Source organism: Methylobacterium nodulans ORS 2060, assembly GCF_000022085.1.
Taxonomy (GTDB): domain Bacteria; phylum Pseudomonadota; class Alphaproteobacteria; order Rhizobiales; family Beijerinckiaceae; genus Methylobacterium; species Methylobacterium nodulans.
On sequence record NC_011894.1, the window covers coordinates 2,426,871 to 2,452,924 of the forward strand.

At 69.2% G+C, this 26,054-nt stretch carries 24 protein-coding genes; 15 read left to right on the forward strand and 9 right to left on the reverse strand.

Going from position 1 to position 26,054, the window contains the following annotated elements:
- Positions 1-16 precede the first annotated feature (16 nt).
- On the reverse strand, positions 17-2,227 hold the full coding sequence (locus MNOD_RS11200; protein WP_425277507.1) for an NADP-dependent malic enzyme: 2,211 nt from the start codon (positions 2,225-2,227) through the stop codon (positions 17-19).
- A 297-nt stretch (positions 2,228-2,524) separates the two neighbouring features.
- Between MNOD_RS11200 and MNOD_RS11205 the strand changes: the two genes are divergently transcribed.
- The 5 genes from MNOD_RS11205 (at position 2,525) to MNOD_RS11225 (ending at position 9,041) form a co-directional block, all read left to right on the forward strand.
- Positions 2,525-3,994, forward strand: coding sequence for a sensor histidine kinase (locus MNOD_RS11205; protein ID WP_015928985.1), 1,470 nt, complete (start codon positions 2,525-2,527; stop codon positions 3,992-3,994).
- Positions 3,979-5,379 (forward strand): sigma-54-dependent transcriptional regulator, encoded by a 1,401-nt coding sequence (locus tag MNOD_RS11210; protein WP_015928986.1) that lies wholly within the window; start codon positions 3,979-3,981, stop codon positions 5,377-5,379. The genes MNOD_RS11205 and MNOD_RS11210 overlap by 16 nt, the downstream gene beginning before the upstream one ends.
- Before the next feature lie 437 nt (positions 5,380-5,816).
- Entirely contained in the window at positions 5,817-7,145 is a 1,329-nt protein-coding gene (locus tag MNOD_RS11215) for an MFS transporter (protein ID WP_015928987.1), read from the forward strand.
- A gap of 139 nt (positions 7,146-7,284) precedes the next feature.
- The gene (locus tag MNOD_RS11220) at positions 7,285-8,556 is read left to right on the forward strand and encodes an arsenic transporter (RefSeq protein WP_015928988.1); all 1,272 of its coding nucleotides are present in this window, start codon (positions 7,285-7,287) and stop codon (positions 8,554-8,556) included.
- A 212-nt stretch (positions 8,557-8,768) separates the two neighbouring features.
- A complete protein-coding gene (locus MNOD_RS11225) occupies positions 8,769-9,041 on the forward strand; it encodes a hypothetical protein (protein WP_015928989.1) in 273 nt (90 codons plus the stop codon).
- A gap of 298 nt (positions 9,042-9,339) precedes the next feature.
- On the opposite strand, the gene MNOD_RS11230 is transcribed toward MNOD_RS11225, so the two are convergent.
- The 7 genes from MNOD_RS11230 to MNOD_RS11260 form a co-directional block, all read right to left on the reverse strand.
- Entirely contained in the window at positions 9,340-9,627 is a 288-nt protein-coding gene (locus MNOD_RS11230; protein WP_015928990.1) for an MTH1187 family thiamine-binding protein, read from the reverse strand.
- Between the two features lie 1,208 nt (positions 9,628-10,835).
- Complete coding sequence (locus MNOD_RS11235) at positions 10,836-11,171, reverse strand: phasin family protein (RefSeq protein ID WP_015928992.1); 336 nt, start codon at positions 11,169-11,171, stop codon at positions 10,836-10,838.
- 115 nt (positions 11,172-11,286) lie between these two features.
- Positions 11,287-12,030 (reverse strand): CBS domain-containing protein, encoded by a 744-nt coding sequence (locus MNOD_RS11240; protein WP_015928993.1) that lies wholly within the window; start codon positions 12,028-12,030, stop codon positions 11,287-11,289.
- Between the two features lie 752 nt (positions 12,031-12,782).
- A complete protein-coding gene (locus MNOD_RS11245; protein WP_015928994.1) occupies positions 12,783-13,352 on the reverse strand; it encodes a DNA-3-methyladenine glycosylase in 570 nt (189 codons plus the stop codon).
- 57 nt (positions 13,353-13,409) lie between these two features.
- Positions 13,410-13,721 carry a hypothetical protein gene (locus tag MNOD_RS11250; protein ID WP_015928995.1) on the reverse strand — a complete coding sequence of 104 codons (312 nt, stop codon included), beginning with the start codon at positions 13,719-13,721 and terminating at the stop codon, positions 13,410-13,412.
- 54 nt (positions 13,722-13,775) lie between these two features.
- On the reverse strand, positions 13,776-14,498 hold the full coding sequence (locus MNOD_RS11255) for a GDSL-type esterase/lipase family protein (RefSeq protein WP_015928996.1): 723 nt from the start codon (positions 14,496-14,498) through the stop codon (positions 13,776-13,778).
- Positions 14,499-14,562: 64 nt separating this feature from the next.
- Positions 14,563-15,426 (reverse strand): alpha/beta fold hydrolase, encoded by an 864-nt coding sequence (locus MNOD_RS11260; RefSeq protein WP_015928997.1) that lies wholly within the window; start codon positions 15,424-15,426, stop codon positions 14,563-14,565.
- Positions 15,427-15,865: 439 nt separating this feature from the next.
- On the opposite strand from MNOD_RS11260, the gene MNOD_RS11265 reads away from it, so the two are divergent.
- The 10 genes from MNOD_RS11265 (at position 15,866) to MNOD_RS11310 (ending at position 25,196) form a co-directional block, all read left to right on the forward strand.
- Positions 15,866-16,579: a LysR family transcriptional regulator gene (locus MNOD_RS11265; RefSeq protein WP_015928998.1), complete on the forward strand. Its 714-nt coding sequence runs from the start codon at positions 15,866-15,868 to the stop codon at positions 16,577-16,579.
- Between the two features lie 105 nt (positions 16,580-16,684).
- The gene (locus tag MNOD_RS11270) at positions 16,685-18,520 is read left to right on the forward strand and encodes a methanol/ethanol family PQQ-dependent dehydrogenase (protein ID WP_015928999.1); all 1,836 of its coding nucleotides are present in this window, start codon (positions 16,685-16,687) and stop codon (positions 18,518-18,520) included.
- Positions 18,501-19,334: a substrate-binding domain-containing protein gene (locus MNOD_RS11275; RefSeq protein WP_015929000.1), complete on the forward strand. Its 834-nt coding sequence runs from the start codon at positions 18,501-18,503 to the stop codon at positions 19,332-19,334. Before MNOD_RS11270 ends, MNOD_RS11275 begins: the two co-directional genes overlap by 20 nt.
- Positions 19,331-19,894 carry a c-type cytochrome gene (locus tag MNOD_RS11280; protein ID WP_015929001.1) on the forward strand — a complete coding sequence of 188 codons (564 nt, stop codon included), beginning with the start codon at positions 19,331-19,333 and terminating at the stop codon, positions 19,892-19,894. The genes MNOD_RS11275 and MNOD_RS11280 overlap by 4 nt, the downstream gene beginning before the upstream one ends.
- Positions 19,891-20,907 (forward strand): cytochrome c oxidase subunit II, encoded by a 1,017-nt coding sequence (gene coxB, locus MNOD_RS11285; protein WP_043748524.1) that lies wholly within the window; start codon positions 19,891-19,893, stop codon positions 20,905-20,907. Before MNOD_RS11280 ends, coxB begins: the two co-directional genes overlap by 4 nt.
- Positions 20,904-22,820: a cytochrome c oxidase subunit I gene (gene ctaD, locus MNOD_RS11290; RefSeq protein WP_015929003.1), complete on the forward strand. Its 1,917-nt coding sequence runs from the start codon at positions 20,904-20,906 to the stop codon at positions 22,818-22,820. The genes coxB and ctaD overlap by 4 nt, the downstream gene beginning before the upstream one ends.
- Positions 22,817-23,458, forward strand: a complete 642-nt coding sequence (locus MNOD_RS11295) for a cytochrome c oxidase subunit 3 (RefSeq protein WP_015929004.1) — start codon at positions 22,817-22,819, stop codon at positions 23,456-23,458. The genes ctaD and MNOD_RS11295 overlap by 4 nt, the downstream gene beginning before the upstream one ends.
- 7 nt (positions 23,459-23,465) lie before the next feature.
- On the forward strand, positions 23,466-23,855 hold the full coding sequence (locus MNOD_RS11300) for a hypothetical protein (protein ID WP_015929005.1): 390 nt from the start codon (positions 23,466-23,468) through the stop codon (positions 23,853-23,855).
- Positions 23,852-24,805: a cytochrome c oxidase assembly protein gene (locus MNOD_RS11305; protein WP_015929006.1), complete on the forward strand. Its 954-nt coding sequence runs from the start codon at positions 23,852-23,854 to the stop codon at positions 24,803-24,805. Before MNOD_RS11300 ends, MNOD_RS11305 begins: the two co-directional genes overlap by 4 nt.
- Positions 24,795-25,196, forward strand: coding sequence for a c-type cytochrome (locus MNOD_RS11310; RefSeq protein WP_015929007.1), 402 nt, complete (start codon positions 24,795-24,797; stop codon positions 25,194-25,196). Before MNOD_RS11305 ends, MNOD_RS11310 begins: the two co-directional genes overlap by 11 nt.
- Positions 25,197-25,670: 474 nt before the next feature.
- Here the strand turns inward: MNOD_RS11310 and MNOD_RS11315 are convergent, their stop codons facing one another.
- Positions 25,671-25,913 carry a hypothetical protein gene (locus tag MNOD_RS11315; RefSeq protein ID WP_015929009.1) on the reverse strand — a complete coding sequence of 81 codons (243 nt, stop codon included), beginning with the start codon at positions 25,911-25,913 and terminating at the stop codon, positions 25,671-25,673.
- Between the last annotated feature and the right edge of the window lie 141 nt (positions 25,914-26,054).

The following is a 26,054-nucleotide window of genomic DNA, read 5'->3' on the forward strand; positions in this document are numbered from 1 at the left end:
GGCACAGGGGGCCGCGTCAGACCTTGGCGGCGACCGATGTGAGCGCAGTCATGTTGACGATGCCGCGCACTGTCGTCGTGGGTGTCAGGATGTGAACCGGCCTCGCTGCTCCCAGCAGGATCGGTCCTACGGAAATGCCTTGGCCTGCGACGATCTTCAGTGCGTTGAAGGTGATGTTCGCGGCGTCGAGATTCGGCATGATGAGAAGGTTCGCCTCAGCCCTGAGCGCCGCATCGGGAAAGATCCGTTGAAGCGTCGGGGAGCTGAGCGCCGCATCGGCGTTCATCTCGCCCTCGACTTCGAGCTCTGGCGCCCGCTCCCGGATCAGGGCGAGAGCGTCGCGCATCTTGCCGGCTGCCCCATCGTTCGCAGTCCCAAAATTCGAGTGAGACAACAGCGCAGCGCGAGGTGTCTGGCCGAATCGGCGCAACTCCGCCGCTGCCAGGACCGTCATCTCCGCAACCTCTTCAGCCGTCGGATCGAGATGGATGAAGGGATCGCAAATGAACACCGTATGTCTCGGGAGCTGCAGGAGGCTCATGGCCGCAAAGCTGTGCGCCCCGGGCTTGAGGCCGATGACGTCCGCGACATGCTTCAGGTGCGCGCCGTAGCTGCCATAGGTCCCGCACAACATTCCGTCGACCTGCCCGCTCTGGAGCAGCATGGCGGCCACGAGCGTCCCGTTCCGACGCATCTCGACCGAGGCGGACTCGCGCGATAAGCCTCGGCGCTTCAGCAGCTGGTAATAGCGATCCGCTGCGGCTGTCGCAAAATCCTCGTCGTCGAATCCAACCACATCGGCATCGCGATCGAGCTGAAGCCGCAGATCCAGCTCCCTGATCCTGTGCGCGATGGTGTCGCGCCGGCCGACGAGGACCGGCTTGGCGAGGCGCTCGTCGACGATCACCTGCGCGGCTCTCAGGATGCGGTCGTCCTCACCTTCCGCAAAGGCGATGCGCCGCAAGGCACCTTCCGCCGCGGCCGCAAAGACCGGCTGCATCACCGTGCCGGAGGTGTAGACGAAGCTCTGCAGCGAGCGGCGGTACGCTTCGAGATCCGCGAAGGGTCGTGTCGCCACGCCGCTGTCGATCGCAGCCTGCGCCACGGCCGGAGCAACCCGCAGGATGAGCCGCGGGTCGAAGGGACGCGGGATCAGAAAGTCGGGCCCGAACCTGAGGTTCTTCGTCCCGTAGGCGGCGCTGACCACGTCGGATTGCTCCGCTCGGGCGAGTTCGGCAATGGCGTGCACGGCGGCGAGTTTCATCTCCTCGTTGATCGCCGTCGCACCGACATCGAGGGCTCCGCGGAAGATGAACGGGAAGCAGAGCACATTGTTGACCTGGTTCGGGTAGTCCGACCGGCCCGTCGCGATGATGGCGTCCGGCCTGACGGCTCTGGCGCGCTCCGGCCAGATTTCCGGCTCCGGATTGGCGAGCGCCAGGATCAGGGGCTTCCTCGCCATGCTGGCGACCATGTCCGGCGTGAGGACGCCCGCCATCGACACGCCGAGGAAGATGTCGGCGTCCCGGACGGCATCGGCGAGGGTCCGTGCCGTCGTCTCCCGGGCGTAGGCGGCCTTCTGCGCATCCAGCGATCCGAGGCGGTCCCTGGTCAGGACGCCACGGCTGTCGGTGACCAGGATGTTCTCCTTGCGCAGCCCCATGCCGACCAGCAGGTTGAGGCAGGCGATCGCAGCGGCGCCGGCTCCCGAGCAGACCAGCTTCACCTCGGCGATCTGCTTCTCGACGATCGTCAATCCGTTCAGGACCGCGGCAGCCGCCACGATCGCGGTGCCATGCTGATCGTCATGGAAGACCGGAATCTTCATGATCTCGCGCAGGCGCGTTTCGATGATGAAGCATTCCGGTGCCTTGATGTCCTCGAGATTGATTCCGCCGAAGGTCGGCTCCAGGCTGGCGATGATCGGAACAAGCTTGTCCGGATCCGTCTCGTCGATCTCGATGTCGAAGACGTCGACGCCGGCAAATTTCTTGAACAGGCAGCCTTTCCCTTCCATCACCGGCTTGCCGGCGAGCGCGCCGATATTGCCGAGGCCGAGCACGGCGGTGCCGTTCGAGATCACGGCGACGAGGTTGGCGCGCGAGGTGTATTGGGACGCTGCCAGCGGATCGTTGTGGATCGCCATGCAGGCGGCAGCGACGCCGGGAGAGTAAGCGAGCGCGAGATCCCGCTGCGTTGTCATGTCCTTGGTGGGCATGACCGAGATCTTCCCAGGTCGAGGAAACTGGTGGTAGGTCAGTGCGGCTCGGTTGAGCGCGTCGTCGGACCCGGCATCACCACTCGTCGCTTCACCCGGAGTTCTGAGATTGGCCTCTTCGCTCACGAGCGCCTCCCTGATCTGTGTTGGGCGCGGCCTGTCGTCGCGCCGTGCAGTTGTGCGTGACAACGCGGAATCGGGCAAGCGTCCGCCCGCGCCGTCCCGTGTCGAGGCCGACCGGGCGGAAAGGCGAGCGGGAAACACCATGAACACAAACGCGGTCGATCAGCGGAAAGCGGCGCCGGCATGATCCTGCATGCGCTCCGCACCCGACTGCTCGCGCTCTGGATCCTGCTGCTCGCCTCGGCCGCGGCGACTGCCTACCTGCTGGTCGAGTTCTACAAGCAATCCGCCGCCGTGCAGGTCGCCGCGGCCGAGGGGGCAGTGGCGCGGGCCTGCCGCGATATCGGCGAGCGCTACGCCGTCTTCGTCTCGGGCCGGAGCGGCAATGGGCGGGAGATCGACCCGACGCTGCAGACGCAGCTGACCGACGTGGTCGACGCCGCCCTCGCGCGAGCCCCCGGCATCGAGGGCGGCATCTGGACCGGCGGATCCGGCTCGGCCGCCTACGGCTTCCCGACCTATGAGGGCACCGGCCCCAAGACGGATCTGCCGAGTGCCGAACTCGACACGATCCGGCGCATCAACGCCGAGGCGGCCCGGAGCGAGCGGCCCGTCACGGTCCGGATTGCGGCCCGGACGCAGAGCCTGGTGCTGCAGGCCTGTCCTCTGCGAGGCCCGATCCCGAACGCCACGGCCTGGACCATGATGCGCGTCCACACCGACCAGGGACCGGCCTACATTCAACTGCTGACGGGACTCGGCTTCCTGGCCTTGACCGTGATCGGGTCCGCCTCTCTGCTCGGCCGTCTGCTCTACGTGCTGTCGCGCCGCATCGGCAGGCTGGAGATGCGGCTGAGGACGCATGACCAGGATAGCGGGGACCTGCCGTATCTGGAGCCTACGGGAATTCGCGAGCTCGACCGTCTGGTCCTGGCTCTCAACGCGGCGGGCGCCCGCCTCGCGGCGGCCCGGCAGCGCGCCGCCTCGGCCGAGCGGCTCGCCGCGGTGGGTCGCATGGCGTCCGGTGTCGCGCACGAGATCCGCAACCCGCTCGCGGCCATGCGCCTGAAGGCGGAGAACGCGCTCGCGAGTCGGGACCCGATTCGGTCCCGGGCAGCCCTGACGGTCGTGCTCGAACAGATCGACCGCATGGACCGCCTGCTGCGAGATCTGCTGAGCCTGATCCAGCCTCGTCCGCCCGCTCTGGCGCCGACCGACATTGCGGACGTGCTTGCGGCCAGCGCGCGCCTGCATGAGGAGCTTGCCGGGGCCAAGCGCATCCGAATCGAGATCGTCGCACCCGCGCTGGCCCGGGCCGATCAGCCCTGCCTCGACGAAGGCCAGATTCGGCGGGCCGCCGACAACCTCATCCTCAACGCCGTCCAGAATTGTCCCGAAGGCGCCCTCGTGCGCGTGACCGCCGCGCGGGCCGGAGACCGGCTGCGGATCGCGGTCGAGGACACGGGTCCGGGCGTGCCGGACGCGCTGCGTGCGCGTCTGTTCGAACCTTTCGTCACGGGCCGGCCCGACGGCACGGGACTGGGGCTTGCCATCGTCCGCGAGATCGCCCGGGCCCATGGCGGCGAGGCGCGCCTCGAGCCGGGCGGACCCGGCGCAACCTTCGAGCTCGACCTGCCATGGCAACCGTCCTGATCGTCGATGACGAGCCTGCCCTGCGCGAGGGACTGGCCGAGACCATCGCGGATCTCGGTCACGAGCCGGTCCTGGCCGCCTCGGGCCGGGAGGCTCTCGCCCGGCTCGCGGCGAACCCGGACATCGCCGCCGTGCTGCTCGACCTGCGCATGCCGGGAGATCTCGACGGCATCGCGGTTCTGAAGCGTATCCGGGACCGGCCACGGGCCCCGCCGGCGGTGGTGCTGACCGCCTATGCCAGCGCGGAGAACACCATCGAGGCGATGCGTCTCGGCGCCTTCGACCACCTCACCAAACCGGTCGGCCGGGAGGAGCTGCGCGCCCTGCTCGGCCGCATGCTGTCGCTGCGGGCACCGGGCGAGGCCGCCCCCGCGGCTCCGGCGGCGGCCGCCGAGACCTGTCTGGTCGGATCGAGCGAGGCGATGCGGCGCGTGCAGAAGGCGATCGGCCTCGCCGCCGACAGCGACGCGACTGTTCTGCTGCAGGGCGAGACCGGAACCGGCAAGGAGGTCGTGGCCCGCGCCCTCCACGATCACGGACGCCGCTGGTCGGCCCCGTTCGTTCCGGTCAATTGTGCGGCGATTCCGGCCGAGCTTCTGGAAAGCGAGCTGTTCGGGCACGTGAAGGGCGCGTTCACCGGCGCGGCGGCGGATCGCCCGGGCGCCTTCCGGGAAGCGCAGGGCGGCACGCTCTTCCTCGACGAGATCGGCGACATGCCTCCCGCCATGCAGGCCAAGATCCTGCGCGCGATCCAGGACAAGGTGGTGACGCCGGTCGGCGGCAGGCCGGTGGCGGTCGAGATGCGCGTCGTGGCCGCGACCCATCGCGACCTGCCGGCCCTGGTCGCCTCCGGCGGCTTCCGGCAGGACCTCTACTACCGCCTGAACGTCATCCCGATCGTGCTGCCGCCGTTGCGGGAGCGCCTCGCCGACATCCTGCCGCTGGCCGAGCACTTCCTCGCCCTCGGTGCGGGGGGCGGCGGAGTGCCCCGGCGGCTCACCCCGCAGGCCGCCGCTCGCCTGCTTCGTTACGATTGGCCCGGCAATGTGCGGGAGCTGCGCAACATCATCGAGCGGGCCGCTGTGCTGGTGCGGGGTGAGGTCATCGACGCGGCCGATCTCGACCTGCCCGGGTTCGATCGGCCGGGCGGGCCGGCACCCGAGGATTGGCTGTCCGGCGACCTGCCGACCGCAGTGGCGCGGCTGGAGAAGGCGATGATCGCGCGCGCCCTGCAGGAGTCCAGCGGCAACCGCGCCCAGGCCGCCAAGCGCCTCGGCATCCAGCGCCAGCTCCTCTACGCCAAGATCGAGCGCTACGGGCTCGCCGACAGGGGGGGCGGGACGTCGGAAAGGACGACGCCCGGTGTCGGGAAAGACGACACCTGACCCGCGCGGCTGCAGCAATCCAATTCTAAATCAACACCTTAGATCCTGGCACGCCGGTTGCCCTCCTGTGCCTCGCAAGCCGGTTCCGGCCCAAGAGCGCAGGAGTGATGTCCATGATGGTCGGCAACCAGAAGGCGGAGCTCGACAGGAGACCGCCGAAGCCACGGCGCCGACCCGGTCCCGATGGCCACCACGCCCTCGCAACACCGGCTGCGTCCTCCCCGCCGCCCGCTCCCGCTGCTCCGCCGCCACGCTGAGCGGAGCCGCCCTCGCCGGCAGAGGCAGCTGCCCCGGCGCCGGCCGTCTCGACAGACGCAGATCACCTTGTCTTCATCAGAGACAGAGAGAATGTTTACGGATTTATGCCGTTCATCGCGCGGCAACGACTGCAGAAAAGGCGATTTCCTGCAGACGACCTTGCGTCAGGGGAGATGGCCATGACCAACACGCCTTCGTCTCCGGATGCTGCCGGATTGTGTCACGCGCCCGACCCGTCACCTCGGGCCCTGCGCGGCCTCGACGCGCTCAACTTCTTCCTCGCCGATGTGCGCGACGGCCTCGGCCCCTACTTGGCGATCTACCTCATCGCCGTACAGGGGCCGGATCGGGGCTGGAACGAGGCAACGACGGGCCTCGTCATGACCATTGCGGGCATCGTCGGCCTGATCGCCCAGACGCCGGCCGGTGCCCTCATCGACCGCACCCGCCACAAGCGGGCCATGGTCATTGCCGGTGCCCTTGCGATCACGGCGAGCTGCCTCGCCCTGCCGTGGATCTCGAATTTCTACCTCGTCACCGCAACCCAGTCGCTCGCCCATATGGCGGGTGCGGTCTTCCCGCCGGCGATCGCAGCCATCACGCTCGGCGTCGTCGGCCCCAGGGCCTTCTCCCGGCGGGTCGGCCGCAACGAGGGCTTCAACCACGCCGGCAATGCCGTCTCGGCCGCCATTGCGGGTTCGACAGCCTACTTCTTCGGTCCGGTGGTGGTGTTCTGGCTGATGGCCGTGCTGACGGCCCTGAGCATCAGCGCGATGCTGATGGTGCCCGCAGGCGCGATCGACCACGACCTCGCCCGTGGCCTCGGCTGCGCCGAGGACAAGGCCAGCGACGATCAGCCGTCCGGCTGGTCGCTGCTCCTGCGCAACAAGGTCCTGCTGCTGTTTGCGGCCCTCGCGGCGACCTTCCATCTCGCCAATGCGGCGATGCTGCCCGCCGTCGGCCAGCTCCTCGCCCGAATCGTCGGCAAGGAGGACGCCACCTCGCTCATCGCGGTCTGCATCGTGGCGGCGCAAGTCGTGATGGTGCCGATGGCCGTGCTCGTCGGCACCAAGGCAGACAGCTTCGGGCGCAAGCCCATCTTCCTGGCCGCGTTCGGAGTGCTGGCCCTGCGGGGCGTGCTCTACACCCTCTCCGACAACCCCGCCTACCTTGTGGCGGTGCAGTGCCTGGACGGCGTGGGCGCGGGCATCTTCGGGGCGCTGTTCCCGATCGTGGTGGCCGATCTCACGCGCGGCACGGGCCACTTCAACGCGGCCCAGGGCGCGATCGCCACCGCGCAGGGAATCGGCGCCGCGCTCAGCGCGACGCTGGCCGGCCTCATCATCGTCTCGGCCGGCTACGCGGCCGCCTTCCTGGTGCTCGCGACGATCGCGGCGCTCGGGTTCGGGCTGTACCTGCTCCTGATGCCCGAGACCTCCGGCTTCGGTCCGCACGCGGCCCCCTCCGGGGCGGGCGCAGGCACCCCGCTGGCGATCCCGGCGGAGTGAGCGGAGTCGTCATCCTCACTGCCGCAATCGTCCGGGGACGCCTCGTGCAGGCCCCGGACCAGCTTCCTCTCTTATGCGGCAGCTCAACCACACCGGCCGGCCATGCGCCGCGCCCTCTGAGACCCGGAGTTCCGCAGCCATGGGCGGCCTGAGTGTGACACCCAACCTCGCCACCTGGGGGATCGCGGCGCTTACCACCCTGGGGGTGATCCTGCGTCCGCTCGGCTGGCCGGAGGCGATCTGGGCGGTGCTCGGGGCGGCTTCCCTGGTGGCCCTGGGCCTGCTTCCCGCCGGCACGGCCTGGGCCGGGGTGCTGAAGGGAACGGACGTCTACCTGTTCCTGATCGGCATGATGCTGCTCGCCGAGGTCGCCCGCAAGGAAGGGCTGTTCGACTGGCTCGCCGGCATCGCGGTGCGGCAGGCCAAAGGCTCGGCGACGCGGCTCTTCACCCTCGTCTACCTCGTCGGCACCCTCGTCACGGTGGTCCTGTCCAACGATGCCTGCGCGGTCGTGCTCACCCCGGCCGTCGCCTGCGCCGCCAGGGCCGCACGGGTGCGCGACCCGCTGCCCTATCTGTTCGTCTGCGCCTTCGTCGCCAATGCGGCGAGCTTCGTCCTGCCGATCTCCAACCCGGCCAACCTCGTCGTCTACGCCGCCCACATGCCGCCGCTCGGCGAGTGGCTGGCGCGCTTCGGCCTGCCCTCCGGCCTCGCCATCCTGGCGACCTACGGCGTGCTGCGCCTCACGCAAGCGCCCATCCTGCGCGCGCAGATGATCGTCAGCGACATCCCCACGGCGGAGCTCTCGCGCACCGGGCTGGTCGCGGGCCTCGGCATCCTGGCGACGGGTGGCGTGCTGATCGGCGCCTCGGCCCTCGGCCTCGATCTCGGCCTGCCCACCTGCCTGGCCGGCCTTGCCACCGCGCTCCTCGTCCTCGCCCTCCGGCGGGAGGGCGCGCTGGCGGTGGTCAGGGACGTGTCCTGGAGCGTCCTGCCCCTGGTTGCCGGCCTGTTCGTGCTGGTCGAGGCCCTGGAGAGGTCGGGCGTGCTGGGCCTGATCGCGGCGGCCCTGCGATGGGCCGCGCAGGCCGCCCCCGCCGGGACGGCCTGGGGCGTCGGCCCCCTGGTCGCGCTGCTGTGCAACGCCGTGAACAACCTGCCGGCTGGCTTGATCGCGGGGGCGGCGGTGCAGACGGCGGAGGTGTCCGACAGGGTGGCGGGCGCGATCCTGATCGGCGTCGATCTCGGCCCGAACCTGTCGGTCACGGGCTCGCTCGCCACTATCCTGTGGCTCACCGCCATCCGGCGGGAGGGCCAGAAGGTCGGGGCGTGGCGCTTCCTGAAGCTCGGGGCGCTGGTGACGCCGCCCGCCCTCCTGCTGGCGCTCGCCGGCCTCCTTCTCGGACCCTGAGCTCCCTGGCGATTGCCGCGCTGCTCAATCCCGTCCTCCTCGTCGCCCGCGCGCGAAGCGCCTTGGCATGCGGCGTGGAGAGCGTCGTCATGACCGATGTGAAGAAAGTCTTGTGCCGTCCAGGCTTGTCCCGAACCTTCCGCGCGCAGGCCCGTTCTCTTCGTAAGGCAGGCTCAGCCGTGAGATGGGCCGGAAGCCAGGAGGAAACGATCATGAAACGAGTGTTGTTGGCTTGCAGTCTGGGCGCCGCGATCTTCTCGTTCGCCGGTGTGGCTCAGGCGCAGGGCATCATCGGTGGCGCTGAGGAGGGGGCGGCGCGTGGGAACCGCGCGGCCGGCCCCATCGGCGCCATCGTTGGTGGCGCGATCGGTGCCGGTGTCGGTGGCGTGAACGGCGCCCTGGGCATTCGCCCGTACCGCCGCGTGCACTACGGCCCGAGGCATTACCGCCACCGTCACTACCATTACCACTACCGCGCCTACTGAGGCGGCTGTCGTTCGGTGATCGAGGGTGAGGCATGGGCGGTCTCACCCCCAGTCGCGAATCACGGCAGGCGACGCGAGAGCATTGCGCACTCCCGCGACCATCATGCGGCTCGGTCGAATGCCGAAACAGCTTTGGACCAGGGCCCGAAGACTCAACGCGCCCGCGCGACGGCGCCCCTCGGTCCCGTCGCGCTCCGGCAGCGACCGCCGTGGAAGCGCCCCGATAGAATGCCGCCCCGCAGCGGCGCCAGAGCATGCTGGCTCTCATTCCAGCGGGCATCGAAAATGCCCGCCGGTATCATAAGACAGCATTGAGCTTGTCAGCCATGGATTGCTGCTTATCCCGGCGCGACCCGAAAGTCATCGTGTAGAAGACGCGCTGAACACCCAACTCGCTCAGCCTTGCCTCGCACTGCTCGATGAGCTGACAGATATCGCCAAGTTCACCCTCGATATTCGTGCCGTTCGCATGCATTTCCGCATGGAGAGGGCTGGCGTCGATGACGGCCTTGATCTCCTTCACATACGAGGAGACGGATGGTCCGACCGCCATGGGTACGATGCACAGATCCGCAACAACCTTCATGCGTCCTCTCCCTTCTTCCGCGAGTGTCCGTCCTCGATCTCGATCGAGGCCAACGCCGCACCAGCATGACGGTTCTCGGTGAGCTGGGCCTTAAGGCCCGCGACCAGCATGCCGGCAGGCTGTCCGGCCGTAGCGCAGGCGGGCTGCGCTCGAGCCGTGCCCGACCGGTCGGCTCACGGCCCTCAGGTCTTGCCGTCACGCGCTCCCCTGCGCTGAACCGGTAGCCACTCGGGCGGGGAGTGCTCTAGAGCTGTTCCCGCTCAGGTTGCGAGGGCCAAGTCATCCTCGTATCCGGCTGCGGCACGGTAGTTGCGGCGCTCCTGAGGTTGAAGCTGGACGGCCTTCCTGATGGCGGCCCGCACCCCCAAGGAGTGCCGCTGGCGTGAGCAGGACCGCAATGATGGTTCGTTGCGCCGGTCAGTACCCCACGGGGCTCTCGTCCATTCGGCCCGCGATTGGCTGCCGCTTGAGTGCGGCCGGAGAAAGCTTGGCGCCGTGCTACCCACAGGTGGCTCGCAGTTACCCGTGCTGCTACCCGGTGCGGAGTTAGACCCTGGAACAAGGCCGAAAATCCGGTTTAAGTTGTTGATTTCAATGGTGAGCGCGCTGGGACTCGAATCCAGGACCTGCAGATTAAGATCAAAAGAATGTTGATGGCGGCCAAATTGGCTGAGACATCAAAGGGGCGGTTGCCAAGCTTCACGGCACGAATGGGGTAAAACCGCCATCTTGGTACAGGGGTTTGGCAACTGCGGAATGTACCGCAGGAATGCCGGTCTAAACAGAAACTGGCCTCTCAGTGGCGGGAGCGCGGGTACAAATGAAGCCGAGCTTGGAGATCTGGCGGGCGAGGCGGTTGGCCTGATCTTCTGGTGAGGTGTGGCGGAAGTGGTCGGCGCCGAGGTCTCGGTAGAAAGTGCCGTCTCGCAGCATGTGATAGACGGCGGTGAGGATCGAGGCAGCGACGGCACAGATCGCCTTCTTAGGCCCGCGCCGGTGCCGCAAGCGCTGGAACTGGGCTTAAAGGTAGCTGGTCGTCTTGCGGCTGCCCGCCCAAGCACACCCGCGTTCCCCGTCGTCGGCATGAGCCAGCCTTCCTCGCGGACACCTGCCCGGCCGTCGATCCTGCGTTGCGGGGCGGCCCGCCCGCGGCGATGCTCGGCCTCCGGTGCCGCTTCGCGCGCTCCCGATGCGCCCGCCGGTCGGCGTCACGCCGCCTTGGCGGCCGGACGGGGATAGGCAGTATCCGCCACGTCCTGCGAGAGCGTGCCGACCTCACTCTGGTACTCCGACAGCGCGCGCGTCAGGAAGGCCATCTGCAGCTTGAGTGCCTCCGCCGGGGAGTTGCACCGGCCGAGCGCCTCGACGTGCTCCGCCTGCGCCTGCAGGCGCCGGCTGGCAAAGGTCAAGAGCTCGGCCGTAAGCCGCAGCGGCAGGTCGATGCCGTATGGCCGCCAGACCTTGGCGTCGAAGAACGGGCCCCGGAGCGGATCGTTGAGGCCGAATGCCTGGAAGTTCTCTCTGCTCTTCTGCTCGACTGTCATGAATGCCTCCTCTGACCATCGGTCATCACCGGCATGGCGGGCGCGGCGCTCGTGACGCAGATCAGGAGGGCCGGAGCGGCGGGCTGGAGGACCCGCCGGCAGGGCCCCGGCTTGCTCAGACCGCCCGTGTGCCGCCGCGCGGGTCGGCCTCCTGCGTCGACAGGAGGACGAGGCCCGACATCGGATCCACCCAGGTCAGACGATCGTGGACCGCGCGCACTCCCGACACCGACTCGGCCGCCGCGCGGATCGCGGCGCGCTGCCGCTCGTCCGTGAGGGAGCCCCGCAGGCCGACCTCGCCGTCCACGACCGAGATCTCGATCAGCTCCAGCGGGATGACGCCCGCATCCACGAAGGCCGTCTCCACGTCGGTCCGGATCGCCGCGTCGTCCCGCGGCGGCGCCTCGCGGGCCTCCTGCAGCGCCCGACGGAGGCTGCGCAGCAGATCCGCGCGGGTGACGAGCCCGACGAGCCGCCCGCCCTCGACGATGGGCACGCGCTTGATGCGCCGCCGCGTCATGAGGTCGACGATCTCGTCGAGCGGCGTCTCCGGCGAGGCGGTCACGACCTCGCGCGTCATCACGTCGCCGACCCGGCGCCCGCGCTCTCGCGCATAGGCTTCCGCCAGCCGACCCGGACTGATCAGGTACTGAACCCAGCCCGGCTTCGGCCGGGCGGTGCCGAGCTCGGGACGGGCGAGGAGATCGCCCTCGCTCACGATGCCGACGACGGCGCAATCCGGATCGAGCACGGGCAGTCCGCTGATCCGCTTCTCCAGCATGAGGGCGATCGCCAGTTCGACCGAGAGATCGGCCCGCACGCTCGTCACCTCCTTGGTCATGATGTCGCGCGCGCGCATCCGCCTCTCCCGATCCCGGCCTGCCGCTCCGGTGCGGCAGTCTGCGGTTTCGAACCTATCAGCGTAGATCGCGGGAAGATTTGATATGGATCATCCGAAATCCGGTTGATTGCTTGGCGGTATGGGTTTCTGCGTCGCTCGGGCCGGCGCGGAGCTCCGCACCGCGCGGGCTTGGTGATCCGTCTTCGAACGAGCGGTCGCAGACCGGATCACAGGCGCTCCACCCCTTCCTGCTCCCTCTTTCCCGGATCTCCTTCCGCTGGCGCCGCATGCGCCCGGGACAGGGAGAATGGGCGACAGGCCGGGCGAGACGATCCTCGATCGTCTCGGAATGCGGCCATCCTGCGCCGTGCTCGCCCCGCCGGTGATGATCTCGCTCAACCCCGGGGCATCATGATCCAGATCAAACCCCGCGGGCGGCCCCAATCGTCGGGTCTACGACAAGCCCACCGGCGAGGCGGCAGATCCTGCCGGTCCGAGGGGGGCGCCATGCGCGCTCGTGACATCATGTCGAGGCGGGTGGTCAGCGTTCGTGCTGACGCGTTCTCCGCGTCACCCACATCTCGGCGCAACATGGTTCATGGGATTGGATCAGGGCGAAGGCACGCCGATATCACGCGTCGAGCGGCTTGCGCGCCTTCGGCCATGGAAGCAAGGGTGCGGTGTCCAGGCCCGAGCGCCGGCTGGCGCTCGAGCGGTTCATCTGCCCCGGCAGCCTGCTCCTGTTCGCGCAGCCCGAATTGCAGCGCTTCCTATGAAGGCCTGCCGCGCGGCAGTGGCCGGCTGACGAACCGCGAGCCCGCGAGCAGGAACCGCCAGGGCGTCTGGACGCCGCGCGTGATGCCGATGCGGCTGCCGGACATGACGGTGACCGGCTGATCTCGCGCCAGCAACACGAAAGGAGCGCGGTCGAGAGGCCGGCCGTCGTGCTCACCGGAGATCGCGAGGGCTTGGCAGACGCGACCAGGCCCGGCGCAGAGCCGGTGCGGATCCGTCGTGAGCCGGCGCGCCCGCATTCTGTCGAGGCCCGCCATCGGTTCGAGCGCCCTGACGAGAACCGCGCTACCGGGCTCGCAGACGATGTTCATGCACCAGTGCAGTCCGTAGGAGCGGTAGACATAGGCGTGTCCGGGCGGACCGAACATGCTGGCGTTTCGGGACGTTGGCCCGGCGAAGCTATGGGAGGCCGGGTCGGACCGGTCGTAGGCTTCGGTTTCCACGACGAGGCCTCCCACGCCGTCGACCAGCAATCGGCATCCTATCAGATCGGACGCCACGCTGGCAGCGCTGCGAGCAAACCAGGGGAGGGGGAGCTGCGTCACGGGGGTGTGTCTCGGTCAAGCTGCCGATGGCTGTCCCTCTGCGGCGCGCGGCGGCAATCACAGCAGGCGGATCTCCTGTGCCCGCACGACGATGCTCTCCTGCCGGAACCGCTCCTCGAGCGTGCGCCTGTAGCGGCCCCACCAGCCCGGATCCAGATCCGGGCCCATGACCTCGAACACCACGATGTCGTCGCGGACCGTGTCGGCTTTCTCCTTCCAGAAGCCTTCGGCAGGGCCGCGCGTGAAGGCCGTCATGCCGCCGAACCGCCCCGTGAGCTCGTCCCGAACCCGCGCATACTCGGTTTGCGCGAAGGGCTGCCCGTCATTGTCGGACAGGGGCAGAAGGATCTGGATCAGGTAGCGGGTCATCAGCGGTCGCAACGCTCACGAGAGGAGGTTTCCGATACCGGACATCGGTCGGCGTCACGGCCGCGCGAAGACCGCGCTGCGCCCGCGTCCGGTTCCCTGGCCCAGATAGGACGCGATCGCCGCAGCGATCTTCTCGCCGCCACGGGCGGAGGGCTCGATGGGATTGGCGAAGTCCGCGTCATCGCCGCACAGGAGACGCAGATCGAGCAGCGCGAGACCGCGCGCGAAGGTTTGTCGCGTCACGACGTCGTTGATGAGCGCCAGGGCGGCCGACGCGGCGCGCCTGCGCGCGGGGTCGGGGTAGCGCGGATCGTAGATGGTGCAGATCGCGGTCGGGCGCCGGCGTTCCAGGACGGCCTCCAGCATGGCCGCGTACTGCGCCTGGAAATGCTGCTGCACGTCGGCGAGCGCGCCGATCGCCTCGGCGACCGATCGGACGGGGCGATCGAGCACCCCGGAGGCCCTCAACGCATCGTTGCCGCCTGCGCTCACGACGAGATGGGTCGCGTCCTCCGGGAGGCGATCAAGCTGACGGGGCACGTCCGCGAGGACGGCGCCATCGCGTGCGAGCAGCGTGGCCTGCCAACCCGGCGGGAGGACGGCCCGCACCTGCCGCACCACGTCCGGGCTCCCGGGCACGTAGGCGGCATTGTCGAACACGGAATCGCCGAGAAGAACCACATGCGGCATGAGCGTGTCGCCTTCGGGTTGGGATCCGGACCGGGCCCGGCCGGTGAGCAGGAACAGCGGGAGCGCCAGAACGCTCCGTCGCGCCATGCGGCCGACCGGAGACCGCGAGGGCGGAGAAGGCGGGGGCACGGACGGCGCGATGGCTCGCCCCCTAGCCGGACAGGAATGTGGTGAGGGCCGCGTTCACCCGCGCGGGCTCCTCGTGATGCAGCCAATGCGTGGCATCGGGGAGCCACTCGATCCGCCCCTGCTCGCAGAGGTCAAGGCACTCGGCCGCGAGGTTCGGACTGAGCGCCGGATCCTTGCGGCCCCACAGGATCAGGGTCGGAACCCGAACCCGGCCGCGCGCGGCCTCCCGCTTGAGGCGAGCGGCGCGATACCAGTTCAGCATCCCGGCGAGCGCGCCCGGCTCGGACCACGCCGCCCGGTAGTGCGCGAGATCGTCGTCGGTGAAGGCGCCCGGCCGGCTCGTGAGTCGCAGAGCCTGCCGCAGGGCCAGGAAGTTGGCGGCACGCAGGCCCATCTCCGGCAGCCAGGGCACCTGGAAGGCCGCGAAGTAGAAGACGCGCAGGGCCTGCGTGGGATGGCGCAGCGCGTAGGCCGCCAGCAGGTCGGGATGCGGCGCATTCAGAACGGCGAGCCGGTCGATGCGGTCGGGGTCGCGCGAGGCCAGCCACCAGCCGACGATGCCGCCCCAATCGTGTCCGACGAGCCGAATCCTCTCGGCGCCCTGGGAATCCGCCAGGGCCAGCACGTCGTCGGCGAGCCGGTCGAGATGGTAGGCGGCGACCTCCGCCGGCTTGCTGCTTCGGTTGTAGCCGCGCTGGTCGAGGGCGACGACCTGCAGTCCCGCCGCGGCGAGCGGGCCGATCTGATGGCGCCAGCCGAACCAGAATTCCGGGAAGCCGTGCAGCAGCACCGTGAGCGGCCCGTCCCGCGGCCCGGCCGAGACGAGGCCAAGCGTCACGTCCGGCAGATGCACGAACGACAGGTCGGATTCGGACAGCAGGGCCATGGCGGCTCCCGGGGTGGGCCTTCCCGGCAACGTCGTTGCCCGGCTGCGGATCCCGGCCGGACCGAGCCCCGGACTGCCGACACGACGGTCAGGTTCTGAGCGGCCGAAGGCGCCGGATCTCCAATCGGGCACGGTGGTTGAGAACACGGGTGCGGCCGCCTTGACCGTGCACCGTCGAGGACGGCGGGGAGCGGCGCTCGACGCGATATGAGCATGGATCAGCCGACTTCTCCCGTCCCGGATGGCTTCCGACCCGGGCAAGCCGCGCAACGCCTTTGCGTCTCTCGGCGGCTGCACAAAGACCGGACGAGGGTTTCAGCAGGGCAGGGCGGCTTCGAAGGCTGCATCGGTTGAGAGCCCCGGGCTGCGGGGGCCCTGGACGGGGGACTGGCCAACGCACGAGGATGACGCGGCAGAGCCGCCCACGGGACCCTCATCAATGCCGTGCCGCTTCCTCGATCAGCGCCTCAGGCTGTCCCAGCTGCGCATCGTCGACGCCCTCGAAGTGCATCGCAGCCTCCTCAAGGCGGCCACCGTGCTCGGGGTGAGGCAGCCGGCGCTCAGCAAGAGCCTGCACGAGATCGAGGACATCCTGCAGGCGCGGCTGTTCGACCGCCACTCGCGCGGCGTGCGCCCCACCGAAGCCGGCATGGTGTTCGTGCGGGCCGCCCGCCGCATTCTCGCGGAGGTGCGGCGCCTCGACGAGGAATTCGACCTGCTGGCCGCGCCGGGCGGCGGCTCCGTCGCGGTGGGTGTGCTTCCCGTGGCGGCGGCCGGCATGCTTCCGGGGGCTCTGGCCCGCCTCAAGGCGACGCATCCGGACATCCCGATCCGGCTGCAGCAGGGGCGGACCGAGGAGCTTCTGCCGCTGCTCGCCTCTGGAGAACTCGATTTCGTCGTCGGGCGCCTCTACGCGCCCGCCTTGCCGGACCAATTCCTGCGCGAGCCCCTCCGGACCGAGCCGATCTCGATCCTGGCCCGAGCGGAGCCTCCGATCTTCGCAGGCCCGGCGACCATCGAGGCGCTGCGCCGCTATGAACTCGTCCTGCCCACCGTGAGCCAGTTCCTTCGGCTCACACATAATACTGATCCACGGCGCAGATTAAGCACGATCGCACGCCGCTCCAAGGTCGTAAGACGCGCTCACCATTGACAGCCAGGTGCACCCCTCCAGATTGATCCAGGTACATGCGGTGGGAAACATCACACCGCATAATGGAATGGTGAATCTCGGTCCCGCTCAACGAGAGAGGCCTTCGTGAAGAGGCTCGCGCCATCGACCCTCGTCCTCCTCTGTTTGCCGTTCGCAATCCCTGCTGCCGCGCAGGAACCGGCCGCCCCGCCGAGACCCGACACGTCGACAGGGGCCGAGCATCCCCGCCCTCCCGCCGCCGCAGCCCCGGCCGATGACGGCCAGTGGACGATGCCGGCCAAGAACTTCGCGAGCACCCGCTACAGCGAGCTTGCGGAGATCACGCCGGACAACGCCAAGAACCTGCGGGTGTCGTTCACGTTCTCGGTCGGCGTGAACCGAGGGCAGGAATCCTCGCCCCTGGTCGTGGGCGGCACGATGTACGTGCTCTCGCCCTATCCCAACATCCTCTATGCCCTCGACCTGACGAAGCCCGGAGCGCCGCTCAAGTGGCAGTACAACCCCAAGCCCGAGGCCGCCGCGCAGGGGGTCGCCTGCTGCGACGTCGTGAATCGCGGGCCGACCTATGCGGACGGGCATCTCTTCTTCAACACGCTCGACGGGAACGTGGTCTCGGTGGATGCCGCGACCGGGCAGGAAGCCTGGAAGACCAAGGTCGGCAACATCAACCTCGGCGAGACCATGACGATGGCGCCCCTCGTCGCCCACGGCAAAGTCTTCGTGGGCAATTCGGGTGGTGAGCTTGGCGTGCGAGGCTGGATCCAGGCCCTCGACCAGCAATCCGGCAAGGTCGCCTGGAAGGCCTTCAGCACCGGTCCCGACAAGGACGTGCTGATCGGGTCCGACTTCAAGCCCTACTACGACACGGACAAGGGCCAGGACCTCGGCGTGAAATCCTGGCCGCCGAACGCCTGGGAGCAGGGCGGCGGCACCGTCTGGGGCTGGCTCTCCTACGATCCGGACCTCAACCTGATCTATTACGGCACCGGCAACCCCGGCCCCTGGAATGCCGATCAGCGCCCCGGCGACAACAAGTGGACCTCCGGCATCTTCGCGCGCGACGCGGACACCGGACAGGCGCGCTGGTTCTATCAGTGGAGCCCGCACGACCTCTACGACTGGGACGGCATCAACGAGCAGATCCTGCTCGACATGACCTGGAAGGGGCGGCCCCGAAAAGTGCTCGTCCGCCCGGAGCGCAACGGCTACGTCTACGTCCTCGACCGCACCAGCGGCGAGGTGCTGTCGGCCAAGCCCTTCCACGCGATCACCACCACCACCGGCGTCGACCTGAAGACCGGACGCCTGCAGTACATCCCCGAGAAGAAGCCGCAGGTCGGCAAGGTGATGCGCGACATCTGCCCGAACGCCTCGGGGGCGAAGGACTGGAGCCCGTCCGCCTACTCGCCGCGGACCGGCCTTCTCTACCTGCCTCACACCAATCTCTGCATGGACGAGGAGCACATGCAGGCGAACTACATCGCCGGCACGCCCTATCTCGGATCGGAAGTGCGGATGAAGCCGGGTCCCGGCGGGCACCGGGGCGTCTACACCGCGTGGGATGTCGCGGGCGAGCGCGCCGCCTGGTCGATCAAGGAGGAATTCCCGGTCTGGAGCGGAACCCTCGTCACCGCGGGCGACGTCACCTTCTACGGCACCATGGACGGCTGGTTCAAAGCGGTGAACGCCCGCACGGGCGAGGTCCTGTGGCAGTTCAAGACCGGATCCGGGATCATCGGCCAGCCGACCACCTACCGTGGTCCGGACGGGCGCCAGCACGTCGCCATCCTGTCGGGCGTGGGCGGCTGGCCCGGTGTCGTGGTCTCGGCCGATCTCGACCCGCGCGACGGCACCGGAGCGCTGGGCTTCCTCAATGTCATGCGCGACCTGAAGGAGGTCACGACCAAGGGGGGCATGCTCTATGACTTCGCCCTTCCTTAGGCTTCGTCGGGCCGCCATCGGCTGCGCCGCCATTGTGCTGTGTTCGGGGGCCGAGGCGCGCGAGCTGCGCGTCTGCGCCGATCCGAACAACATGCCGTTCTCCAGCCGGACCGGCGGCGGGTTCGAGAACCGGATCGCCGAACTGATCGCCCATGATCTCGGCGCCACGGTCACCTACACGTGGTGGGCCCAGCGGCGCGGTTTCCTGCGCAACACGATCCTGGCCGGCCGATGCGATCTCGTGACCGCGATGCCGGTCGGACTCGAAGCCTTGCGGCCGACGCGGCCCTATTATCGCTCGTCCTACGTTGTCGTCTCGCGCACGGACGGCCCCTCCGTCACCTCCCTCGACGACCCGAACCTGCGACGCCTGACCGTCGGCGTGCAGCTTGCCGGCAACGATGCGGCCAGCACGCCGCCGGCACAGGCGCTCGCCCGGCGGGGGATGACCGAGAACGTGCGCGGCTATCTCCTCACCGGCGACTACGAGAAGCCGAACCCGCCCGCCCGGATCGTGGAGGCGGTGGCGAACGGCGACATCGACCTCGCGCTCGCCTGGGGGCCGATGGCCGGCTATTTCGCCGCCCGCTCCGAGCCGCCGCTGCGGGTGACCCCGATCCGGCCCGCCATCGACGGGCCGAAGGGGCCGATGGTGTTCGACATCGCCATGGGAGTGCGGCGGGAGGACGAGGACCTGCGCCGGGAGGTCGGCGCGGCCCTGGAGCGCCACAGGGCGGAGATCGACGCGATCCTCGCCGAATACGACGTGCCGCGTCTGGACGACCTCCGTCGAACCGAGATGGCCAAGCCATGATCCGGCGCCTATCCACCCTGCTCCTCGGCGCGCTCGCGCTCTCGGCCTGCCAGCGAGAAGAGCGTGAGGCGCGGCCGAGCCCTGTCGGATCCGAGTCGCAGGAGCAGGTTGCCCTCGTCACCCTGTCGCCCGGCGAGTCGCAGCCGACGACCTCCACCAGCGGCAGGGCCAAGGCGTTCGAAGGCAACGCCTATCACCTGAGCCAGGGCAAGAAGCTCTTCACCTGGTTCAATTGCAGCGGCTGCCACGCCCAGGGCGGCGGCGGCATGGGGCCGGCCCTGATCGACGACCGCTGGATCTACGGCGGCTCGATCGAGAACATCGTCCAGACCATCCGCGAGGGCCGTCCGAACGGCATGCCCTCGTTTCGCGGGCGGGTGCCCGACGAGCAGATCTGGGAACTCGCGGCCTATGTGCGCTCGATGAGCGGCAACGCCCCGTCGAGCGCCGCGCCCGCCCGCAGCGACAGCATGCACGCGCATCCGTCCGAGAACCGGACGAGCCCGAGCCCGCCCGTCTCGGGCGGGATCGTCCCGCCCTCGGGCCAGATGCCCCAATGAGCGTGCGGATGAGTGCCTGGCGCCTCCTGCCCCTCGGGCTTGCCGCGATGCTGGCGGGCTGCAACCTCGCGCAATCCCCTCTGAACCCGGTGAGCCCGCAGGCGCGCGACCTGTTGTGGCTGTTCTGGATCTTCTCTGGCGTGCTGGCGGCGATCTGGCTCGCGGTGATGCTCGCGCTCCTCGCGAGCGTCCCGGCGCGGAGGGCGGAAGGAGCCGACCCGCTGGCGGTCGACCCGCGGCGCGAGGGCAGGGCGACCGCTCTGGTGGCCGGGCTCACCGTCGCGACCGGCCTCGTCGTGCTGGTGCTGACGGGCTTGAGCTATGCCGGGCAAAGGCGGCTGTTCGGCGAGGCGGAGCCGGGCGTCACGATCCGCATTCTCGGGCACCAATGGTGGTGGGAGGTGAGTTACGAGGATTCCGACCCGAGCCGCAGCTTCAACACCGCCAACGAGATCCATGTGCCGGTCGGGGTGCCGGTTTTCATCACGCTCGAATCGACCGACGTGATCCACTCCTTCTGGGTCCCGAGCCTGATGGGCAAGCAGGATCTGATTCCGGGGCGCAGCAACGCGATCCGCTTCACCGCCGAGCGCCCGGGCATCTACCGCGGCCAGTGCGCCGAGTTCTGCGGGATGCAGCACGCCAAGATGGGATTGCTCGTGATCGCCGAGGGCGAGGCGGATTTCGCGCGCTGGCGCGACGGGCAGATCGCGCCGCGCCCGGAGCCTGCGAGCGACGAGGCCCGCGCGGGCGAGGCCGCCTTCGTCGCGGCTCCCTGCTCCATGTGCCATCAGGTGCGCGGCACCTCGGCGGGCGGCCGCAACGGTCCGGAACTCACCCATGTGGGCTCGCGCCGCACCCTGGCGGCCGGCACCCTGCCGATGAGCCGGGGCAACCTGGCCGCCTGGATCGTCGACCCGCACGGCATCAAGCCCGGGGTGAACATGCCCCTGGTGAAGCTCGACCCCGACCAGCTGAACTCCATCTCGGCCTACCTCGAGGGGCTCAAATGAGCGACGCGGCCTCCGCAGCGGGCGACCTGCGCGACACCGATCTCGACGGGACGGCGCTCCGCGCACGCCTCGCCCGGGTCTGGGGCACGCGCAAAGGCGTGATCGGCTGGCTGTCCAGCGTGGACCACAAGGCCATCGGCCGGCGCTACATCGTGACGGCCTTCCTGTTCCTGTTCCTCGGCGGGCTGACCGCCGTCGTCATGCGTCTGCAGCTCGCGCGGCCGGAGAGCGGGCTGGTCGGGCCGGATACCTACAACCAGCTCTTCACGATGCATGGCTCGACCATGATGTTCCTGTTCGGCGTGCCGATCGGGGAAGCCTTGGCCGTCTATCTCGTGCCCCTGATGGTCGGCACCCGCAACATCGCCTTCCCGCGCCTCAACGCCTTCTCGTACTGGGTCTACCTCTCGGGCGGCCTGTTCCTCTGGGTTTCGTTCCTGCTCAATATCGGGCCCGATATCGGCTGGTTCGCCTACGTGCCGCTCTCCGGGCCGGAATACTCCCCGGGCAAGCGCGCCGATGTCTGGGCGCAGATGATCACCTTCACGGAACTCTCGGGCCTCGCGGTCGCCGTCGAGATCATCGTGACGGTGCTCAAGCAGCGCGCGCCCGGCATGACGCTCGACCGCATCCCCGTCTTCGTCTGGGCCATGTTCGTCAATTCCTTCATCATCGTCTTCGCGCTGCCGGCGGTGATGATCGCCTCAACCTTCCTGATCCTCGACCGGCTGCTCGGCACGCATCTGTTCAACCCGGCCGAGGGCGGCGACGCGCTGCTCTTTCAGCACCTGTTCTGGTTCTTCGGCCACCCGGAGGTCTACATCATCTTCCTGCCGGGCACCGCCTTCGTGTCGGCGATCATCCCGACCTTCGCCCGCCGCGAGATCTTCGGCTACCTGGCCCTCGTCCTCTCGCTCATCGCCACCGGCTTCCTCTCCTTCGGCCTGTGGGTCCACCACATGTTCGTGGCCGGGCTGCCGCAGCTCGGGGCGGCCTTCTTCACCGCCTCCAGCATGCTGATCGCCATCCCGAACGGGCTGCAGATCTTCTGCTGGATCGTCACGCTCTGGGACGGGCGGCCGGTCTGGCGCACGCCGTTGCTGTTCGTCGCCGGCTTCTTCTTCATCTTCGTGGCGGGCGGGCTGTCCGGCATCATGCTCGCCTCGGTTCCGATCGACACGCAGGTGCATGACACCTACTTCGTCGTCGCGCATTTCCACTACGTGCTGATCGGCGGGAACGTTTTTCCGCTGCTCGGCGCGATCTACTACTGGTTCCCGAAATTCACCGGCCGCCTGCTGAGCGAACGCCTCGGCGCCTGGAACTTCTGGCTCGCCTTCATCGGCTTCAACGTCGCCTTCTTCCCCATGCACATCGCGGGGCTGATGGGGATGCCGCGGCGCGTCTACACCTACGGGCCCGAGATGGGCTGGGGCGACCTGCAGCTCCTCTCGACGGCGGGCGCGCTGATCCTGTTCGCGAGCTTCCTCGTCTTCGTCTGGAACGTGGCGACGAGCCTGCGCGACGGAGCGACGGCCGGCCCGAACCCCTGGGGCGCCGGCACCCTCGAATGGGCGGCAGCCTCTCCGCCCGAACCGCAGAACTTCGACCGCATCCCGCTCGTGACCCACCGCGAGCCACTCTGGGCGGAGCGGAACGGCCTGCCGGCGGTGACGGGCCTGAGCGTCGGCTATCGCGAACTCGTGGTCAGCAGCGTGGCCGAGGCCGAGCCGCAACTGCGCGAGACCTCGCCTGAGCCCTCGATCTGGCCGCTCGTGGCGGCGCTCGCGGTGGGGGCGACCTTCCTCGGCTCGATCTTCACGCCCTACGCGGTGCTCTGGGGAGCGCCGCCGATCGCGGCGGCGCTCACCGGCTGGTTCTGGCCCAAGAACACGGCGGAGGATGAGCAATGAGCCCCTTGCGCGTCGAGGCGCGACCGGTCGAGGCCGATGCATCGCGGCCTGTCGGGCGCGACCTCTCGGCCCTGCCGACCTACGGCTTCGGCCCGACGAGCCCGATGTGGTGGGGCACGCTCGGCTTCTTCGTCATCGAAGGCATGGGCTTCGCGCTCGCGCTCGGCACCTATTTCTACCTGGTCCAGCAGAACCCGCACTGGCCCCTCGCGCCGGTCCCGCCCGATCATTGGGCGGGGACCCTCAACACCGTGCTGCTGCTCGCGAGCCTCTGGCCGAACCGGGTGACCGACCGCGACGCGCATGCGGAGGATCTCGGGCGCGTGCGGCGCGACCTCGTGATCATGTCGCTCGTCGCGCTCGTAACGGTGGCCGTGCGTCTCTACGAGTTCAGGGGTCTCGGCGTGCGCTGGGATCAGAACGCCTACGGCTCCATCACCTGGATTCTGCTCGGTCTGCACCTGGCGCATCTGATCACGGATGCAGGCGACACCCTCGTGCTCACGGCGCTGATGTTCACCCGTCACGCGACGGGCAAGCGGTTCAGCGACGTCAGCGACAATGCCTTCTATTGGTATTTCGTCGTGCTGTCCTGGCTACCGATCTATCTGGCCGTGTACTGGCTGCCGCGCTGGTGAGGCTGCGATGCGGAACTGGTTGACCAAGGGGTTGCCGTCGGCCGGTCTCTTCGCCGGCCCGGTGGCTTGGCTGGTGAGCACGCAGGCGAACTACGCGCTCGTCCCCTGGGTCTGTGCGCAAAGGCTGCCCGCCATCCCAGTCCTCGCGGCAGTGCTGGTCGTCCTGAGCCTGTGGGGAGGTTTCCTCTCGGGGCGGGCCTATCTCCGGCCGCCGGAGGCCGACGAGACCACCGTGCCCGCGCCGGACGGTTCGCGCGCCGCATCCCTCGACGCTCCCGAGGGCGGTCGCCCCCACCGTCTGGTTGCGGCGATGGGCGTGTTGATCGCTCTCCTGTTCGCCCTCGTCATCGCGGCGCAGGGAGCGGCCGGACTGGTCCTCGACGGGTGCGAGCGATGAGCCGATGCGGGGCACTGGGCAGGAAACGGGCGCCTCCCAGTGCGGCAGGCGTCTCCCTGCTCGCCGCAATCCCCCTCCTGCCGGCCGACGCCTCGGCCCATGGCGGTGATCTCGGGGAGCTCTGGCTGACCGGACCGGCCTGGACGAGCGACCCGAGGGTCGTCATCCCGCTCTACCTCAGCGCCGTCCTGTTCCTCGTCGGGACGCTGCGCCTGTGGCGGCGGGCCGGCCATGGCCGCGGGGTGCGCCGCTGGCAGGTCGTCTGTTTCTGGAGCGGCTGGACCGTTCTCGCCCTGGCGCTGCTCTCCCCCCTGCACTGGCTCGGCGAGCGTCTGTTCACGGCGCATATGATCGAGCACGAGCTGCTGATGGCCGTCGCGGCCCCGCTCCTCGTGCTCGCCCGTCCGGGAAGCACGATGCTGTGGGCCCTGCCGGTGCGCTGGCGTGCGCCCGCCGGCGGGATCGCCCGCCTGCCCATCCTCGGCGGCATGTGGCGCGCCGTCAGTGCGCCGCTGCCGGCGACGCTGCTCCACGCGCTCGCGCTCTGGGCCTGGCACATGCCGGGCCTCTACGATCTCGTGCTGGTGAACGCCTTTGCCCACTGGCTCCAGCATCTCAGCTTCCTGCTCTCGGCGCTCCTGTTCTGGTGGGCCCTGCTGCGAGGGCCTGCCCGGATCCGCGGCTACGGCGCCTCGTTCCTCTACCTGTTCCTGACGAGCCTCCATACGGGCCTGCTCGGGGTGCTGCTGACGATGTCACCTCGGCTCTGGTACCCGCGTCAGGTCGCGGCGGCGGCCGAGTGGGGCCTGACGCCGCTGGAGGACCAGCAGCTCGCCGGCCTCGTCATGTGGGTGCCGGCCGGGCTGGTCTATGCGGTCGCCGCTCTGGCGCTGGCGGGTCTCTGGATCCGGCGCTCGGGGCCAGCATCGGGGCAGGCCCATGCGACGTAGATGGATCGCCTTCTTCGCCGCGGTGGCGGTGCTCGCGGTTGCGGGGGGCATTGCCGTGCATCGGATCGAGCGCCATCAGCAGCAGGTCCGACTGGCCAGGACCCTGACGGGAGGCGACCCCGACCGGGCGCCTGATCTGATGATCGCCTATGGCTGCGCCGGCTGCCACGAGATCCCGGATCTCGCGGGTCCCAGAGGGCGGGTCGGGCCACCGCTGCGCACCTTGGCCGAGCGCGTCTACATTGGCGGCGTCGCGGCCAACACGCCCGAGAACCTGGTGCGATGGATCGTCAACCCGAAGGCTTTCGCCCCTCGGACCGCGATGCCGGTCACCGGGATCTCGGAGGCGCAGGCCCGGGACGTCGCCGCCTATCTGTACGCTCACCGCTGAGCGATCAGGCGTGCCTGCTGATCGGGATGGGTCGCGGCTCACCCCATGAGCGGCGCCCTGTCCCGCTCCGTTCAGCCTGCGTGAGAGAAGGACGACCTGCTCCCATTCCCGGACAAGCTCGTCGGCCGACACCACCGGATGGCGGACCGTTCCGAGGCCGGCGCCATCGGCGGATCGGCAGCTGGTCGCATCCTGAGCCCTGAGGAGTATCCCCTCGCACGGGCGGTCAGGGGCGAGGTCGTCCATACCATGAGTTTCCTGCACCGGGCCGACGACGGCCGCGAGTGCTGAACGCGCGTCGGCGGCATCCCGGTGCACGACGGCGATCCGCAGGCCCTCGTGGTGGTCCAGGACGTGGACGACCGGAAGCGGGCGGAAGACGCGCTGCGCGAGAGCGAGGAGCGGTTCCACCGCTTCGCGCAGCCACGGCGCCGAGGCCCGCAGCCTGCACGGAGCCGCGTCGGGCCCGAGGCTTCACGGCTCAGGTGGCGTGAAAGCCTCCTCGTCGGCCGCCCTCAACAACTCGACGATCCGTGCCGCACGCCCAGACGGGATCGGCCGCCCTTCGTTCAGCATGGCCTCATCGTTCTCGATCCAGGCCCGCGCCTCCGCGAGTTCGGCGCGCGTCGCGCCCAACTTCAGGATCTCGGCCAGGGTCAGGTCATCCACGGGCCCGGCGAGCGCCCTGGCCTCCGACAATGTCAGCGTGTCCGCCAAGACGGTCCTCCATCATCGTGAAGGGTGACGGGATGCGATGTGGGAAGGGCGGCACGGGGTTCAACCGGCCCGAGCGCAGGGTATCGCTTGCGGGGCTCTGCCCGACCGCGCCGCCACGGCCGCTATCCGGACGGGGATGGT